The following is a 16,530-nucleotide window of genomic DNA, read 5'->3' as shown; positions in this document are numbered from 1 at the left end:
CGAATTTTAAAATTTGCTTGGCGACCATAGCATTGTGGACCCACCTGATTCCATGCCGAACTCAGAAGTGAAACACAATAGCGCCGATGGTAGTGTGGGGTTTCCCCATGTGAGAGTAGGACATCGCCAGGCTTTAAATTAAATCTTTAGGTTGACCGACCTGGGGATATGGACGCTCACTTAGTGAGTTGACCACTGCGGAGTGGTAGTTCAGTTGGTTAGAATACCGGCCTGTCACGCCGGGGGTCGCGGGTTCGAGTCCCGTCCACTCCGCCACTTTTTAGAAAAGCCCTGCTAGAAATAGCAGGGCTTTTTTACATTTGGAGAAAAGTGTTTTGCTGCTATACCAATCCGGAAAATTAACTGATCAGGTTTATCCAATCCCTTCTGCTCATTTTTGTGACACGATCTTTGCACTCAAGAAATCCATTCCAAGCGCGACAAACCTTGGAAACAATGTCGTTATAATCAGTGAAACTTTGATTCGCTAGATAATGTTGTCGCAACCAACTCCAAACTTGCTCTATAGGGTTAAGCTCTGGCGAGTAGGGAGGAAGCTTAATAGTACTGACGTTATTAAACTCTCTCGCAATATCATCGGTATGCCAGCCTGCACCATCCATTATAACGACAGCATAACGTCCTTTTTCAGTAGCCTTAGATATCTGCTCTAAGTGATTTGTCATTATGTCCTTGTTAACCCAAGGAACCACTATGGCTTCACCAATTCCTCTTTCAGGGCATACCGAACCAAACAAATAAGCGTATTCAAATTGCTGTTGTTTTACTACGCGAGGCCTCGTTCCACGAGTCGCCCAAAGACGTGTCGTTGTGTTCTGTTGGCCAAACCTAGCTTCGTCTTGAAACCAGACATCAACACTCTCTAGCCCAATATGGCCGGGGATCTTAAGGATCGTTTCTATTTTAAATTTTTTAAAATCGTCTTGGATTTGCTGTGATTGTTTAGGGGGTCTGGAGCGAGAAGTTATCCAAGAGAAGCCCATGTGGTCGAGGAGATAATAGATAGAATTAGGGTAGTATTTATCAAAGTTTTTCACGATATAGTCATGTATATCGCTCCCGACAAGGCGCCCGCCTGAAGGGGACTCTGCTTCTTTCTTAATGAATGCACTGAGTTGTTTTCGTTGTTCTGCATTGAGATAGGCAGGTCTGCCTGTGCGAGGTTTCTCTTGAAGCCCTTCCAATCCTTCTTCAAGAAATGCTTGGACCCATTTGTTTACACTAGTTCGACTGACTTTAAGGTATTTGGCAATTTGAGTGCGCGAGTGACCTTCTTTGAAGTGGGCAAGTGCTAGCAAGCGAACCTTCATTTGAATGGTTTTTTGTTGGCTTGCTAGTTTTTTAAAATCAGTATTATTAAGGCTATCCATAGCGATTTTCTGTAAGAGTTCGACGGCCTCAATTAGATCATATTTTTACTTTAATTGGTATGAGTGGCTAAGGGTTGGATAGGTTTAATAAAGAATGGACTGTTTATGCGTAAGCTTTGATCACTATTAAGTTGGACGTTTATAAGGGGGGAGATGGAAGGCTCTTGCTCTCATTTTCTAGTGTTGGATTATCAGTTCTTAGGAAGTTATCTAGGGCAAACTGCAGACATAAAAAAGCCGATGCTTAACATCGGCTTCATTTTAGATGTACTAGATTAAGCTGGCTGAACTAGAGCGAGTGCCTTACGAGAAACTTCATGGGCTGCTTTCGTTAAGTTTTGCTTCTCTAGGGCGTCAGATAGGTATCCGTAATCTGAAACATTTGAGCGAAGCGCTAGGGCTTTTTCGAAGTGGCTTTGTGCTTCCGCCCACTTCTGCTCTCTTAGATAGAAGTGAGCCAACGCGCTGTGTGCTTCGGCATTACCACTGTCTTTACTGATTGCACGTTCTAGCATGACCACTACTGGGTGGTGATCGGCTAGGTTCAGCTCTGGAAGCAATATGTAGAGTTCATTTGAACCACTCTTCGCAATGTTTTCTTTAATCACTGTGAAGGCTTCTGAATCAGCTTTGCGAGCGATCAGTTGCTTCACAAAGCAGGAAACAAGGTGAGAGCTTTGTTTCTGCTTTCTTGAAAGCTTGTTCCAATGGCTGATTAAACCTTCGCTACCTTGTTGCTGTGCCACATCGTGAAGCAAACCACATTGTGCTTTCTGTTCCAACTCAACTTGCTCTTCAGCTGTAAGAAGCTTGTTCTTAGCCAGCTTAGGCGTTAGCTCTAACAGTGGTTGCCACAGCTTAAGCTGCATGTAAGTGGCTTTTAGCAGGCCAAGCACGGCGGTGTTATTCGGGTACGAACCTTTCAATGTTGAAAGTGTATCGAATGCGGCTTCGTAGTTCGACTCACTGATCTGTTGTTTTGCTTTGGTTAGCTCAACGGCCAATAGAGAGTCCTCTTGTTGGCTAGCAAGCTCGATGTACTTATCACGCTCACTTGTATTACCTTGTTCGTGAGCAGCTTGAGAAGCGACTAAATAACAAAGTAGCGGCATGTCGTGGTGGTTAGCCCAACGAGTTACCTTTTTCTCTGCGCTTTTCCAGTCACCTTCAAGAAGTTTGATAATGCCTTCATTGGTATAACGACGAGAGCGTTTCAGTTTACGAACACTGAACCAGTTCCAAGTGGTTGAACTTGCGTAAATAAGCTTTTTAAATAGGTATTCTAAGCCGAACAAAGTCGCTAGAACCGCAATCACAAAAATAACTAGAGTCGTCACACTCATCTCAATCGTTTTGTTCGCAATTGAGATCAGAACGTAGCCTTGTTGACCAGAGAACTGAGTACCAACAATTAACCCAGCACCTAGAACGAGAAAAAGAAAAATCCAACGAATCATTATTTTTCCTCCGTGGTCATAACAGTGACTTCACGACGTAGGCGTTCGCGTATCACATCAGACAACTCGTTTTGAGACTCAAGCTTTACAGGATATTTCACAGAGATATTTTGCTCACTTAACTGTTTAATCGCTTTCTCAAATTCAATCACAGAGTTGTTATCTTGGTTTAGATACGCTTTCGACCATTCGCTAGCGGTATTAAGAGCTGCGCTATAGAGTTCACCTTGCTCTTTGTAGACAGCGCGAATTGCGGTCTCTAGTTTGCCCTTGATATTCTCACGCAGGTAAAAGTGTTGCTCAGGAGAGAGTAGAGGAATAACTTCACCATCACGACTGCGGAATGTGATGAAGTTTTCTGAAAAGTCTTTCATCGACGTCATCAGGTTGTTCTGCCAATCATTGATGTCTTGCGATACGGCTTTTTTCTCAACAACCGCAGCTTCTGGAAGAATCGCATTGGCAAGCGGCAGAGTATCGACTTGTTGTTGTAGGCTTGTGATACGAAGAACTAAGCCATCACGGTCGATCAGAGGGATAGTGCGAAGCTTAGTAATGTCATTGGTCATTGATTGGCGTAGAGACACTAAGCTTGGGTCATTCAGTGCGGCGATACGTTGATCGGCGCTTTCCATTAACTTGGTGGCACTAATGGCATCATGCTCTAGGAACAGTTTACGACCAGCAAGTTTCACAAGGTAATCAGCTTCAGCAAGCAGCCAGTCATTTGGACGGCGACCTTTAACGTCAGCCACAGCTAGCTGTAGGCTTTGAATGCTCTTCTGTTGCTGAGATTGTACGACTTGAGTTTTCTCCACCGCATGTGATGCTTCTTGGATAGTCTCTTGCTTGATGGTTTGTAGGTCTTTATTTACTGCAGATTGAGTATTTTGCAGTTGTGCTTGAAGAGCTGCGATCTGAGCTGAGTACTCAGCGCTCTTTTGCTGCATTTGAAACGCGATACCGCCGCTAAAAATAATAGAAATAGCGATCGCAATAGCGCCAAGTTTGACACCGCGCTTACCTTGCTTTTCCGCTTTTTCTATTTGCTCTTTATGTTCTTGAGGCTGTTCATTTTGAGCGGTATTTGACGCAGAGGCATCGAGCGTCTTTTCAGGTTGTTTTGTCTCTGTAGATTCAGCTTTTTCGTTTTCAACAACTACTGGCTGAGTGTCTTGTTTCTTTTCAGGTTCAATATGCTCATTATTTTTTTTGCTTGTCATGCTTATTTCCTGTTCTAGCTAGGGCCGGAGAGCAGCCAGTAATATTTGGTTCGTAGCACTGTGAGTATTGGTCACGTTCGAGAAGCCGAGTTGTTGTGCTCGTTCTACTATGCGCTGGCTTGGGACAAATAGTTGTCTTGTTGAAAGCCAAGCCAAATACTCATCAGGGGTAATTGAGCAGAGATACTCCAATTGTTCCTGACTAGTGATGACAACTTTGGACGTTTTATTGTTAACCCATGCTTGATAGGTATTGTGGTTGCTAATGGGAATATATTCTCTACGGTAGGTCTCACAATAAGAGACTTGTGCACCTCGATTAAGTAAAGAATCTCGAATGAGCTCACGCCCACCATTGCCACGCAGTATTAAAATGGATTTATTGTCTACGTCATTAAGTTCAGTAAGTTTGAGAAGATGTTCACTGTCACTCACTTGGGGATAGTTTACTTTTTGTTTACAGATTTTGCTCAAAACGTGCGCAGTTTTTTGACCAACGCCAAGATAAAGCGGCGAAGTGGGCCAAATGGCTGAAGTTTTCGAAAGGATGTTTTGGGCAGCGGTCACGGCGTGGTGACTGACTGCAATAATGATATCGCTGTTATTAAGCTGGGTGCTTAAATCCGATGAGTGTGGATTATCAACGATACGAATCAGCGGATGATGGATTGCTTGAATTCCTTCATCCGCTAGTTGTTGGCAAAGCGATTGTCCCTCAGACCCGGGACGAGTTACCAACACTGTCATGATTATTCTTGGTCAGCATAAAGCTTGGTTAAGATTTCTCTCGCGCCATCATCCAACAATTGATTTGCCAGAGTAACGCCAAGAGCTTCTGCATCCTTACGAGGGCCAGAGATCTCACCACGAACCATTTTAGAACCATCTGGTTCGCCTACTAATGCACGTAGCCAGATATTATCGCCATCTAATAATGAGTAGCTGCCGATAGGAACCTGACAACCACCTTCTAGGGTAAGGTTCATTGCACGTTCGCACAGTACACGATCAGCCGTGTCTTTATGATTCAGTGGTTCAAGAAGTTTAATCAGACGCTCGTCATCAAGGCGACACTCAATACCAACAGCGCCTTGGCCGACAGCAGGTAGAGACTGTTCTGGCTCAATAAAACTACGAATGCGTTCTTCTAGTTCTAGGCGTTTAAGGCCGGCTGCCGCTAGGACGATCGCATCGTATTGACCGTCATCGAGTTTACCGAGACGAGTCCCCACATTGCCGCGCAGTTCTTTGATGATTAGGTCAGGACGGTATTCAAGTAACTGACATTGACGACGTAGGCTACATGTACCAACGACAGCACCTTGTGGTAGCTCATCGATATTGTTATAGGTATTTGAAACGAAAGCATCGCGAGGATCTTCACGTTCACAGATAGTTACCAAACCTAGACCTTCTGGGAAGTCTACCGGCACATCTTTCATTGAGTGAACTGCTAGGTCAGCACGACCTTCTAGCATAGCGACTTCGAGTTCCTTAACGAACAGTCCTTTACCACCCACTTTAGCAAGCGGAGTGTCTAGGATGATGTCACCTTTAGTCACCATAGTTACCAACTCAACCTCTAAACCAGGGTGAGCAGCTTGAAGAGCATCCCTTACAAAGTATGCCTGCCAAAGGGCAAGAGGGCTTTTTCTGGTCGCGATACGGATAGGTGCTGAATTTGTCATGGTGTTTCCGATATAGGTTCTGTAATAGCCTAATCCTACCATTGTGAGGCGAAAATTCTTACTGTTTGATCATTCGATACTTTGATAGCTGAGGGATTTTCATGAGTTCTCCAAAATAGTGTGATTAGTATCTCATTTGAAACATGGGCTATTATTAGAAATAGTCAATAAATAGGACACTACGGCGCCGTGAGTTTAACTTTCTGTCATCAAGGTATTCGTAAGTATGACGGCTTCCTTTGCTTTACCGATAAGGGTAAAAGTGTTAAATTGATCACGTTTTGTTACTGCTTTCGTTCAGTAACTAAACAGAAGTGCACTTAATCTCAAACCAAGGACTTACCTTGCAGGCTTACACTCAAACTTTGATTCAACGATTAGACAATCTAAATCAGCAGCGTATTGATCGTGCGCTGGCGTTGATGAATGTACAAGGCCAGCGAGTTTTCAACCTTATTCCCGCACTGCTTCACTTCAATCACCCGATGATGCCTGGTTATTATGACCAACAAGTTCCTTTCGGAATTCGTAGTTTCACGCCTAATGAATTCCAAAAGCAATTTGTCTCTGATACCGAATTAACGCTGGGTGACAAACTTACCGAGGCCGCTGAACCTGAAATCCTTGGCTTGTACACCATGGGCAGCACTTCTTCTATTGGCCAAAGCACTTCAAGTGATCTTGATATTTGGGTGTGTGTTTCTCCTGATATGGATGGCGCATCTCGCGATAGCCTGACTAACAAATGCCTGCTGATTACCGACTGGGCTGAAACCTTAGGCGTTGAAGCTAACTTCTTTTTGATGGATGAGCAGCGTTTCCGTTCGAATCATTCAGAAGAAATGACCGGTGATAACTGTGGTTCCTCACAACACTTGTTACTGCTTGATGAATTCTATCGCTCAGCTGTTCGTTTGGCTGGCCAGCGTTTGTTGTGGCAAATCATTCCGCCAGAAATGGAAGAGTGCTACGACGAGTATGTTCAAGGCTTGTGTCAGGACGGTTATCTTGATTGCTCGCAGTGGATAGACTTCGGCAAGCTGAACCGCATTCCTGCTGAAGAGTACTTCGGGTCTAACCTATGGCAGCTCTATAAGAGTATCGACTCACCGTATAAATCGGTTTTGAAGGCGATTCTGTTAGAAGCTTATTCATGGGAATACCCAAACACCCAACTGCTTAGTATTGATACCAAGCGTCGCTTCTTTGCGGATGAACCTGATCTATATGGTATGGATAGCTACTATCTGATGCTAGAGAAGGTAACGCGCTACCTAGAGCGCATTAACGACCACACTCGATTGGACTTGGTGAGACGCTGTTTCTATCTTAAGACTCATGAGAAGTTGTCGCGAGACGCGGGCATTGGTTCTGTGGCATGGCGTCGTGAAGCCTTGACAGAGATGACTCAATCTTGGAGTTGGGAGCATGAAACCATTGCAGAGCTCGATAATCGCCGTAATTGGAAGGTTGAGCAGGTTAAAGTGGTGCACCATGCACTGCTTGATGCCTTGATGCTGAGTTATCGTAATCTGATTCAATTTGCTCGTCGTAACGACATCACTTCTGCAATCAGCCCACAAGACATCAGTATCTTGGCGCGTAAGCTTTATGCTGCGTTTGAGGTCTTACCGGGGAAAGTGACGTTGCTGAATCCGCAAATCTCACCGGATCTCCATGAGCCAGACTTGAGCTTTATTGAAGTTCGTCAGGGTCAGTCCAATAAAGCCGGTTGGTATCTGTATAAACAGCCGTTGGTTGCGCATCGTATTCTCGGTCAGCCTTCTCTTGAACACCATGAGTACTTGAGTAAGCTGGTTGCTTGGTCGTTTTTTAATGGCCTAATTACAGAGTCGACGCGTTTGCACTCCGTGGTTCGTGATGCTCATATTGATATTGATAAGTTCTATCAAATGGTCAGTGACTTACGCAATACTTTCTCGCTGCGTAAGCGTCGTCCAAGTATGCAAGCACTCGCGAGTCCATGTGAAATCAGCCAATTGGCGATGTTCATCAACTTTGAAAATGATCCTACTTCAGAGTTAAGCAGTCGTGAGTTGAAAGTGGATCTGAAGAACGCTGATATCTTCAGTTTTGGTGAAGAAGGTAAGAGTTTAGTTGGCAGTGTTGATCTGGTTTATCGTAACTCTTGGCATGAAGTTCGTACGCTTCACTTCCAAGGCGATACCGCAATGCTAGACGCGTTGAAAACGGTTTTGGGGAAAATGCATCAAGATGCCTTACCGCCGGAATCTGTGGATGTATTCTGCTATAGCAAAAACCTGCGCGGTGTGATGCGTAATATGGTTTACCAATTGCTTGCTGAATGTATCGATTTGCGTTTGAAGCCAATTGAACCCGAGAAACGTCGTCGCTTTAAAGCTATCCGTTTAGCGAATAAAATGTTCGGTCTGTTCTTTGAACGTCGTGGTGTTTCGGTACAGATGTTGGAAAATTCGGTCGATTTCTACCGCAGTATCTCAAGCAATAAGTTGAAGGGCTCACCCTTATTGATGCTTGATAAAGAGCAAGAGTATCAATTACCAGAAGTGGTTGATGGTTTTGCCAGTGAGGGTTTAATCCAGTTTTTCTTTGAAGATACAGATAAAGGTTTCAATATCTATGTATTGGATGAATCGAATCAGGTTGAGGCGTATCACCAATACAACGGTGAGAAAGATGAGATGATTGCCAGCGTGAACTCTTTCTATACTTCAGTAAAAGATGAGTCGAAGTTGTCATCGAAGTTGATTAATTTCAACTTGCCTCAGTATTACCAAATCATTCATCCGGAAGAAGGCAACTCTTATGTTGTGCCTTATCGTAACGACTCTATTTTGTCTTCTCGGAGTTCGAAGATAGTCAACATTTAGGCTATTTTAAGTCGGTTGATATTAAAAAAGGAGTGATTGATTCACTCCTTTTTAGTTTTTCTTACAAATGGTTAAACCCAATCGATCTCTTCACCTGCGTGCTTCACGCACTCTTCTTTGACCATCTCAAACAGTTCCACGCCCGTTTTTGAACATGTCCACTTGTCGTCGATTAGTTTGAAATGAAAGCCACCAGATTTAGACGCCAACCAGATCTCACGCATTGGCTCTTGGCGGTTGATGATAATTTGACTGCGGTTTTCAAACTCTAGTGTCATCACGTTACCAGTTACTTCGTAATCAATATCGGCCTCTGATTCATCGATAGCTTCTTCGATGTTTTGCATCTGTATATCGACCAATTGATGAAATTCAGTATCGTTCATCCTTTCTATCCTATTGCTTTTCCTGAGTGTGGTGCGATTATAGGGGGCATTGAGTTAATAATCACGATGTGCAAAATGAAAAAATTAATTACTGCTCTATTTATGGTGTCCGTTATTGGACTTTCTGGTTGTGGTCAAACGGGTCCTTTGTATGATCCTGATGAAGTTCAACAGACTGAACAATCACAATAAGTGAAAACACGCAGAAATCGTTATTTATAAGGGATAAGAACTTTGGATTACTTCAACTATCAGGAAGATGGCCAGCTTTGGGCTGAAGACGTCGCACTTTCACAATTAGCTGAGCAATATGGTACACCGCTGTATGTATATTCTCGTGCAACATTAGAGCGTCACTGGAACGCGTTTGATTCATCGGTAGGTGAGCATCCGCATTTGGTGTGTTACGCCGTTAAAGCTAACTCGAATCTAGGTGTATTGAATTCCCTAGCTCGTTTGGGTTCTGGTTTTGACATCGTATCTGGCGGTGAGCTAGAGCGAGTGGTTGCTGCCGGTGGCGATCCGGCAAAAGTTGTGTTCTCTGGTGTCGGCAAAACAGCCGCAGAGATGAAGCGTGCGCTTGAGTTGAACATTAAATGTTTCAACGTAGAGTCTGAGCCAGAACTGGAGCGACTTAATAAAGTTGCTAGTGAACTTGGAGTTAAAGCACCGATTTCACTGCGAATCAATCCAGACGTTGATGCCAATACTCACCCTTATATCTCGACAGGTCTGCGTGACAACAAGTTTGGTATCGCTTTCGATCGTGCTCCTGCTGTTTATGCGTTTGCAAAAACACTCGATAATTTGTCTATCCATGGTATTGATTGCCACATCGGCTCTCAGTTAACGGATATCGAACCTTTCATCGATGCGACCGATCGCCTGCTTGCGTTGATCGACCAACTACGTGCTAACGACATCAACATCAAGCATCTTGATGTTGGTGGTGGCTTGGGTGTGGTTTACCGTGATGAATTACCACCGCAACCTTCAGACTACGCGAAAGCTTTATTGGCACGCCTAGACAATCATTCTGATCTAGAGCTGATTTTCGAGCCTGGAAGAGCGATTGCGGCTAACGCTGGTGTATTATTAACAAAAGTCGAGTTCCTTAAGCCAACAGAGCATAAGAACTTTGCCATTATCGATGCGGCAATGAACGACCTGATGCGCCCTGCACTTTACCAAGCTTGGCAAGATATTGTTCCAGTTAGCCCGCGTCAGGGTGAAGCTGTGACTTACGATTTAGTTGGCCCAATCTGTGAAACGGGTGACTTCCTAGGTAAAGATCGTGATCTTGTTCTTGAAGAGGGCGATTTACTGGCCGTTCGTTCAGCGGGTGCTTATGGCTTCGCAATGTCATCTAACTACAACACTCGTTCGCGTGCGGCTGAAGTGATGGTGGATGGCGATAAAACTCACTTGGTTCGTCAGCGTGAAGAGCTTACAAGCCTGTGGGAACTTGAAAACATTCTTCCGGAGTAATTTTAAGCGTTATGCACTTCCATTTTTCTAAAATGCATGGTTTGGGCAATGATTTCATGGTCGTGGACTGCATTACTCAAAATATTTTCTTTTCTCCAGATTTGATCCGTCGTTTGGCGGATCGTCACACTGGTGTGGGTTTTGACCAGTTACTTGTGGTTGAAGCTCCCTATGATCCAGAAACTGATTTCCATTACCGCATATTCAATGCGGATGGCAGTGAAGTGGAGCAGTGTGGCAATGGTGCGCGTTGTTTTGCACGATTCGTTCGCATGAAAGGCTTAACGAATAAGTACAGCATCAACGTGAGTACCAAGAAAGGAAAAATGGTTCTCAAGATTGAAGATAATGACCAGATCACTGTCAACATGGGTATTCCTGAATTCGAACCAAGCAAGATTCCATTTAAGGCGAAGCAGCCAGAGAAGACGTATATCCTAAGAACGGATGTACACACCTTGTTCTGTGGTGCTGTTAGCATGGGTAATCCACATGTGGTAACTGTGGTTGATGACGTCGATACCGCGGATGTGGATACCTTAGGTCCACTGCTTGAATCTCACGAACGTTTTCCTGAACGTGTTAATGCTGGCTTTATGCAGGTGGTTAACCGTGAAGAGATTCGCTTGCGTGTCTACGAGCGTGGGGCGGGTGAAACACAGGCGTGTGGTAGCGGTGCATGTGGCGCTGTTGCGGTTGGTATAACTCAAGGCTTATTGGCTGAGAATGTGAAGGTTAGTCTACCAGGCGGCGACTTACACATTAGTTGGCAAGGCCCGGGAAAGCCTCTGTTTATGACTGGCCCAGCAACGCATGTGTTTGATGGTCAACTTTCTTGTTAATAACGATAATAACAAATAGATTTATAAAAAATAAAGGATAGGTTTTGTCTTACGTTGAAGGCGACACTCTGACTGCAGAAGTGGTTGCGGAATATTTACGTGATAACCCAGATTTCTTTCAAAACAGGAAAGATTTGGTTGATCGCCTTGCTATTAATAATGTTGAGCAAGGCGCTGTTTCTCTGGTTGAGGTACAGCTTAAACGCCAGCGTCATAGAATCGAAGAGCTGGAAGAAGAGATCACTGGCCTGATGTCACTAGCGGCGAATAATGATAAAACTTTCTATGAATTCATGGATCTGCAAGCTCAAGTGTTGAAATGCAGTGACTTCATTGAGGTTATCAAGGCTGTTGAACAAAAAGCGTTAGAGCTAGGGCTTAAGGCTCACGTTCGAGTTCTCTCACAGTTAGGCTTTTATCAGCTGAATGAAGAGCGCTACTCGAAGTTCTCGCTTAACCACTTCAATGGCAAAGATGCTTATCTAGGGCGATTGAGAAAGGCAGACAGGCACGATTTGTTTGGTGATTATCCAGTTCCAGAGCTAGGCTCTTATGTAGTATTGCCACTTGCTAAGCGATCTCCTCTGGGTGTACTCGCTTTTTCTAGTGAAGATGGCGGACACTTCCAGCCCCATATGGATACGCTATTTTTGCGCCATTTAGCACTTGTTGTCGCTCATTTGGCGGACACCTTACCTTGGCAGATAAATAATGAGCCTAGAGCCCAAAATACCTCTTCCTAACAGCCTTCAAAATCCACTTTCTCGCTTCTATGAATATCTCAGAAGCGAGAAGGGACTCAGCCTGCATACCCAACGCAATTACAAACAACAACTTGAAACCATGGCCGCTCATTTAGTCACTCTCGGACTAAGGGATTGGGCTCAAGTCGATGCGGCGTGGGTAAGACAGCTTGCCAGTAAAGGTATGCGTGAGGGAATGAAGGCGAGCAGTATTGCGACTCGCTTATCGTCACTGCGCAGCTTCTTTGATTTCCTTGTTTTGCGCGGTGATATGACTGCTAACCCTGCTAAAGGAGTTTCTGCACCTCGCAAACAGCGTCCTTTGCCTAAAAACCTCGATGTTGATGAAGTCGGGCAGCTGCTTGACGTAAACGAGGACGACCCGTTATCGATTCGTGACAGAGCGATGATGGAAGTGATGTATGGCGCAGGCTTACGACTGGCTGAGTTGGTCGGTATCAATCTTAAAGATGTGCTAGGTCGACAAGGCGAAATCCGAGTGATAGGTAAAGGCGACAAAGAACGTAAAGCCCCGTTTTCGGGTTTGGCTAAAGAGTGGGTCGATAAATGGCTCAAAGTACGCGGTGAATTGGCTTCGTCGGGAGAAACAGCGCTGTTTGTCTCCAAATTAGGGACCCGGATCTCTCATCGCAGCGTGCAAAAGCGCATGGAGGAGTGGGGGAAGAAGCAGTCTGTCGCGAGCCACATTAGCCCGCATAAACTGCGTCACTCCTTTGCAACACATGTACTTGAGTCGAGCCAAAATCTTCGTGCTGTTCAAGAGTTACTCGGCCATGAAAACATCTCGACCACTCAAGTGTATACCCACTTAGACTTCCAACACTTAGCACAAGCTTATGACCAAGCTCATCCAAGAGCTCGTAAGAAGAATAAAGATTAGATTAAAGGTTTAACTATGCGAATTTATCGAGGGCTAAAGCCCATCAAAGCCATGACCTTTGATTTGGATGATACCTTGTACGACAACTGGCCTGTGATCATGAAGGTTGAGAAAGAGATGGCACTGTGGCTTTATCAAAAGCATCCTGTGTCTGCATCTTTATCGCTAGAAGAGTGGCACGGGATCAAGCTACAAGTTGCATCTGAAAACCCAGCTTTAAAACATGATGTCACAGTATGGCGTGAAACACAGATTAAGCGTGGTTTGTTACAACTGGGTTATTCTCAGCAGCAAGCAGAGCAAGCCGCTCGTGAGGGAATCGAACATGCCTTGTGGCTGCGTAATCAAGTCGATGTGCCACAAGAAACGCATCGAGTGATGACTGAGCTGAGCCAACGTATTCCTTTAGTTGCGATTACTAATGGCAATGTCGACCCACATAAAATTGGCTTGGGACAGTACTTTCAATTAATCCTTACAGCCGGTCCTGATGGCAGAGCAAAACCCTACCCAGATATGTTTGATAAAGCCCAGCAATACCTAGATTGTGACGCTGAGAATATTCTTCATGTTGGTGATCATCTGAGAACGGATGTCTATGGAGCTAAGAAAAATGGTTTCCAAGCGTGCTGGTTTAATGATATGGGTTCCAATTTATATTCTTCCCCGAAGGCAACAGTGCTACCTGATGTTGAAATAGAGCAACTTAGTGATCTTGTGCGATTAATTTAATGACTGTTGTAAGCGTATTGTGTCGCATTTATGATATTGAATTGTTACATTAGTCACAATTAAATGCCTGTTTAGGCTAGGATAATTGGCGACTACTTTCTATCGAGATCTATCAGTCATAGCAGTAGTTGCGGGTTCTCATTTCACTCGATTTCGAACAAGGGTTGGCATGCAAACATTTACATTTCTCGCAAATACTGAGGAGTCCTTTAAGTCTCAAATTGATCAGCGAGAGTGGTGTGAAAGCAAACAGTACCTTATTCAAATTCTCTCTACTCAATCCTCAGATATCGCTCGTCGAATTGCGAGTGTTGCCCTCAATCGTATAGAACATGCAACGTTAATCGGTCAGAGCGCCCGTTATGTTATTTGCGATAACAGCCTAAAGAGTGAATGTACTTTAGTCATTATTAGTGAATTTAACGATACCTATTTAACGTCTACAGTTCAGACATTTACCGGTAACCCAAACCAAGATAGCCAAGATCTCGCTTCTCAATTAAGCCTTACAGAAGAAACCCAAACGGTTATCAGCTTGTGCGATCAGGTTGAAGGGCGTGATTACCCTATCTATAGCGCCTTTGAGAATTTGTCTTACGCATTACCTGTTGCTGGTGGGCTGTGTCATGAGAATGAATATGGTCGTTGGGTCATGCATAACGAACAAACTTACCAACATGCGTGTGTTGCTGTCGCATTGACTAACCCTAAGTTGAAGGTTTGGTCGGACGCGTACTCTGAGTGGAATCCGATTGGGATGAAACTACGAGTGTCGCATGCTGTCGGAAATCGTTTATATGCGTTGAATGACAAGCCGGCTATCGAGGTGTTTAAACAATACCTTGCGGATGGTAAAGATCTCCCTTTCAGTCAGCTGATGAGCTTCCCACTGTATCGAGAACTTGGCAGAAAGAAGGGCATCTCGACGCCTCTACGCATTAACGATGATGGTAGTATCGAGTTTGATAGCCCTTGGCATGTCGGTGAAGAGGCTCAGTTTTGTTATAACCACCCTTCTTTGACCGCAGAAAAAGTGCGTCATGGTGCTGAGATGCTTGCCATGCATCAGCCTGAATCTGTGATCATCTATAATTGTGTCTCTCGACTTGAATTTATCGACAGTAAACTTGAGCTTAAACCATTTGAAGGGATAGTAAACGCGTGTGGTGCATACTGTATGGGTGAGCTATATCGCAATGACGATCGACAAGAGATACTGCATCACAGCCTTACCTATATTGCGATGAGAGAGTCGGACGAGATTAATGAGTTTCGTTGTGAAGATTTCCAGCGTGACTCAACGGTATCGCCACTACTCAACCTAGTCAGAAATGCGGTCGCTGACCTCGATAGCATGAACACTCAGATGGAAAAAAAACTCCATCAACAAGCACGTCGCTTAACCGAAAGTTACCGTATTGATTCTCGTACTGGGCTACCTAACCGTATTGTATTAAAAGAGCGCCTCAATACGATTTTGTTCAATGAACATCTACTGACGCTGAAGCTGACTAATTTCCATCAAGTTAATGAAAAATACGGTTATCAAGTGGGTGATCAGTTACTGCTTGATCTGTCGAATCATTTTGTCGAACGATTGCACCTGAGTGTGGCTAAGGAATCCAAGGTAAAGGTTGAGCTGTTCAGTATTGGTGTCGGTGAGTGGGCGATCATCTTTAATGCGAGTGTCGATAGCGTGAAGATAGAACAACGTTTTGTTGAGTTTGCTGATGGCATTGAGCACATTAATTTTGAACCATATGGATTAACCGACATAGATTACCTTTCGGTTTCCCTGTGCGGTGGTTTCGCTAGTCGCTGTGATTTCTTAGCTGATAGTGGTGATGAGATCTTGTTGAAAGCGATTGAAGCTCGACGCTACGGGGTGCGGAACAATACTCACATCACTAATGCTAAAAACATTCAGGTGAGTGAGGAAGATCGTAAAGAGCAACTAGGCTGGCTGAGCTGTGTAAGCCGCGCAATCTTGGATCAAAACATCATCACCTACTCACAGCCGATTGTGGCATCAGGTACCCACGAAATGATTGGCCAAGAGTGCTTGGTCAGAATCATGGAGTCGGACGGTACCATTGTACCTCCAGGTAAGTTCTTACCCATTATTGCTGATACGCATCTCTATACTCGACTTAGCCGGCACATGATTAGAAACACTATTGGCTACATGGCAAATAAGCAGAGCTCTTTTTCTATCAATCTATCCCCACAAGACTTACTGAGTGACAAGACGCTTGAGGTTCTCGAGTCAGCGATTAGTGGTATGAACGATCCTACTCGACTTGGCCTAGAGGTTCTCGAGTCTGAACAGATCAAAGATTATGGCCGCATGATAGAAGTGTGTGATCACTTCCGTGCTCTTGGGGCGAGAATCATTGTTGATGACTTTGGCTCTGGTTATTCCAATATTGATGAGATCATTAAGCTTGAGCCGCAAATCATTAAGCTCGACGGTAGCTTGATTCGCAATATCGACAAAGACCAAAAGCAAAGGAATATCGCCTCTCAATTAGTACGCTTGTGTCAGGTGTTTAACGCCAAAACAGTTGCCGAATTTGTCCATAACCAACAGGTTTGTGAAATTGCAGAGCAAATGGGAGTCGATTATCTGCAAGGTTATTACTTCGGTGAGCCTAAGCGATTGTTTTAGTTATTAAAGGTATTAATAGCTTAATCTCTTTTGCTTTTAAAGTGCCCCATCGCCATAGATGAGAGTTTTTGGTGGATTGAATGATGTCTAACTAACATCACATTATTTATAAGACGATTGTAAGTATTCTGTGTAAGC

Annotated in this window: 14 protein-coding genes, 1 tRNA gene and 1 rRNA gene; 10 read left to right on the top strand and 6 right to left on the bottom strand. The window is 44.3% G+C overall.

The window, feature by feature from the left end; all coding sequences use genetic code 11:
• The first annotated feature begins 16 nt into the window (after positions 1–16).
• Positions 17–132 (top strand): 5S ribosomal RNA (gene rrf, locus Q5H80_RS13950).
• Positions 133–199: 67 nt separating this feature from the next.
• Positions 200–276 (top strand) — tRNA-Asp (locus tag Q5H80_RS13945).
• A gap of 83 nt (positions 277–359) precedes the next feature.
• On the opposite strand, the gene Q5H80_RS13940 is transcribed toward Q5H80_RS13945, so the two are convergent.
• The 5 genes from Q5H80_RS13940 to hemC all read right to left on the bottom strand — a co-directional run bounded on the left by Q5H80_RS13940 (position 360) and on the right by hemC (position 5,759).
• Entirely contained in the window at positions 360–1,391 is a 1,032-nt protein-coding gene (locus tag Q5H80_RS13940) for an IS630 family transposase (RefSeq protein ID WP_304565804.1), read from the bottom strand.
• A gap of 275 nt (positions 1,392–1,666) precedes the next feature.
• On the bottom strand, positions 1,667–2,848 hold the full coding sequence (locus Q5H80_RS13935) for a heme biosynthesis protein HemY (protein ID WP_304565802.1): 1,182 nt from the start codon (positions 2,846–2,848) through the stop codon (positions 1,667–1,669).
• The gene (locus Q5H80_RS13930) at positions 2,848–4,071 is read right to left on the bottom strand and encodes a uroporphyrinogen-III C-methyltransferase (RefSeq protein ID WP_304565800.1); all 1,224 of its coding nucleotides are present in this window, start codon (positions 4,069–4,071) and stop codon (positions 2,848–2,850) included. The genes Q5H80_RS13935 and Q5H80_RS13930 overlap by 1 nt, the downstream gene beginning before the upstream one ends.
• Positions 4,072–4,089: 18 nt before the next feature.
• On the bottom strand, positions 4,090–4,818 hold the full coding sequence (locus tag Q5H80_RS13925) for a uroporphyrinogen-III synthase (protein WP_304565798.1): 729 nt from the start codon (positions 4,816–4,818) through the stop codon (positions 4,090–4,092).
• A gap of 2 nt (positions 4,819–4,820) precedes the next feature.
• The gene (hemC, locus tag Q5H80_RS13920; RefSeq protein WP_048610790.1) at positions 4,821–5,759 is read right to left on the bottom strand and encodes a hydroxymethylbilane synthase; all 939 of its coding nucleotides are present in this window, start codon (positions 5,757–5,759) and stop codon (positions 4,821–4,823) included.
• 344 nt (positions 5,760–6,103) lie between these two features.
• Here hemC and Q5H80_RS13915 point away from each other — a divergent pair, with 344 nt between their 5' ends.
• Positions 6,104–8,632 (top strand): class I adenylate cyclase, encoded by a 2,529-nt coding sequence (locus Q5H80_RS13915; protein WP_304565790.1) that lies wholly within the window; start codon positions 6,104–6,106, stop codon positions 8,630–8,632.
• Between the two features lie 71 nt (positions 8,633–8,703).
• On the opposite strand, the gene cyaY is transcribed toward Q5H80_RS13915, so the two are convergent.
• Positions 8,704–9,018 carry an iron donor protein CyaY gene (cyaY, locus tag Q5H80_RS13910; protein WP_304565788.1) on the bottom strand — a complete coding sequence of 105 codons (315 nt, stop codon included), beginning with the start codon at positions 9,016–9,018 and terminating at the stop codon, positions 8,704–8,706.
• On the opposite strand from cyaY, the gene Q5H80_RS13905 reads away from it, so the two are divergent.
• The 7 genes from Q5H80_RS13905 (at position 8,998) to Q5H80_RS13875 (ending at position 16,392) form a co-directional block, all read left to right on the top strand.
• The gene (locus tag Q5H80_RS13905) at positions 8,998–9,210 is read left to right on the top strand and encodes a lipoprotein (protein WP_304565787.1); all 213 of its coding nucleotides are present in this window, start codon (positions 8,998–9,000) and stop codon (positions 9,208–9,210) included. The two genes, cyaY and Q5H80_RS13905, sit on opposite strands and share 21 nt — an antisense overlap.
• Positions 9,211–9,252: 42 nt before the next feature.
• On the top strand, positions 9,253–10,506 hold the full coding sequence (lysA, locus tag Q5H80_RS13900) for a diaminopimelate decarboxylase (RefSeq protein ID WP_304565785.1): 1,254 nt from the start codon (positions 9,253–9,255) through the stop codon (positions 10,504–10,506).
• Positions 10,507–10,517: 11 nt separating this feature from the next.
• Positions 10,518–11,348 (top strand): diaminopimelate epimerase, encoded by an 831-nt coding sequence (gene dapF, locus Q5H80_RS13895; RefSeq protein WP_304565783.1) that lies wholly within the window; start codon positions 10,518–10,520, stop codon positions 11,346–11,348.
• A gap of 44 nt (positions 11,349–11,392) precedes the next feature.
• A complete protein-coding gene (locus Q5H80_RS13890; protein WP_304565781.1) occupies positions 11,393–12,091 on the top strand; it encodes a DUF484 family protein in 699 nt (232 codons plus the stop codon).
• Complete coding sequence (gene xerC, locus Q5H80_RS13885) at positions 12,060–12,992, top strand: tyrosine recombinase XerC (RefSeq protein ID WP_304565779.1); 933 nt, start codon at positions 12,060–12,062, stop codon at positions 12,990–12,992. Before Q5H80_RS13890 ends, xerC begins: the two co-directional genes overlap by 32 nt.
• A 15-nt stretch (positions 12,993–13,007) precedes the next feature.
• Complete coding sequence (yigB, locus tag Q5H80_RS13880) at positions 13,008–13,724, top strand: 5-amino-6-(5-phospho-D-ribitylamino)uracil phosphatase YigB (RefSeq protein ID WP_304565778.1); 717 nt, start codon at positions 13,008–13,010, stop codon at positions 13,722–13,724.
• 169 nt (positions 13,725–13,893) lie between these two features.
• A complete protein-coding gene (locus Q5H80_RS13875; RefSeq protein ID WP_304565776.1) occupies positions 13,894–16,392 on the top strand; it encodes an EAL domain-containing protein in 2,499 nt (832 codons plus the stop codon).
• Positions 16,393–16,530 lie beyond the last annotated feature (138 nt).

Origin of the sequence: Vibrio sp. SNU_ST1 (assembly GCF_030563405.1) — a bacterium.
Taxonomy (GTDB): domain Bacteria; phylum Pseudomonadota; class Gammaproteobacteria; order Enterobacterales; family Vibrionaceae; genus Vibrio.
The sequence above is the reverse complement of the archived record's forward strand: the minus strand, read 5'-3'. Positions and strand labels throughout refer to the sequence as shown.

Coding starts and splice junctions, on each gene's coding strand:
- yigB (WP_304565778.1), top strand. CDS start 13,008: ATGCGAATTTATCGAGGGCTAAAGCCCATCAAAGCCATGACCTTTGAT.
- Q5H80_RS13935 (WP_304565802.1), bottom strand. CDS start 2,848: ATGATTCGTTGGATTTTTCTTTTTCTCGTTCTAGGTGCTGGGTTAATT.
- hemC (WP_048610790.1), bottom strand. CDS start 5,759: ATGACAAATTCAGCACCTATCCGTATCGCGACCAGAAAAAGCCCTCTT.
- Q5H80_RS13905 (WP_304565787.1), top strand. CDS start 8,998: ATGAAATTCAGTATCGTTCATCCTTTCTATCCTATTGCTTTTCCTGAG.
- Q5H80_RS13940 (WP_304565804.1), bottom strand. CDS start 1,391: ATGGATAGCCTTAATAATACTGATTTTAAAAAACTAGCAAGCCAACAA.
- Q5H80_RS13930 (WP_304565800.1), bottom strand. CDS start 4,071: ATGACAAGCAAAAAAAATAATGAGCATATTGAACCTGAAAAGAAACAA.
- cyaY (WP_304565788.1), bottom strand. CDS start 9,018: ATGAACGATACTGAATTTCATCAATTGGTCGATATACAGATGCAAAAC.
- dapF (WP_304565783.1), top strand. CDS start 10,518: ATGCACTTCCATTTTTCTAAAATGCATGGTTTGGGCAATGATTTCATG.
- Q5H80_RS13875 (WP_304565776.1), top strand. CDS start 13,894: ATGCAAACATTTACATTTCTCGCAAATACTGAGGAGTCCTTTAAGTCT.
- Q5H80_RS13925 (WP_304565798.1), bottom strand. CDS start 4,818: ATGACAGTGTTGGTAACTCGTCCCGGGTCTGAGGGACAATCGCTTTGC.
- xerC (WP_304565779.1), top strand. CDS start 12,060: ATGAGCCTAGAGCCCAAAATACCTCTTCCTAACAGCCTTCAAAATCCA.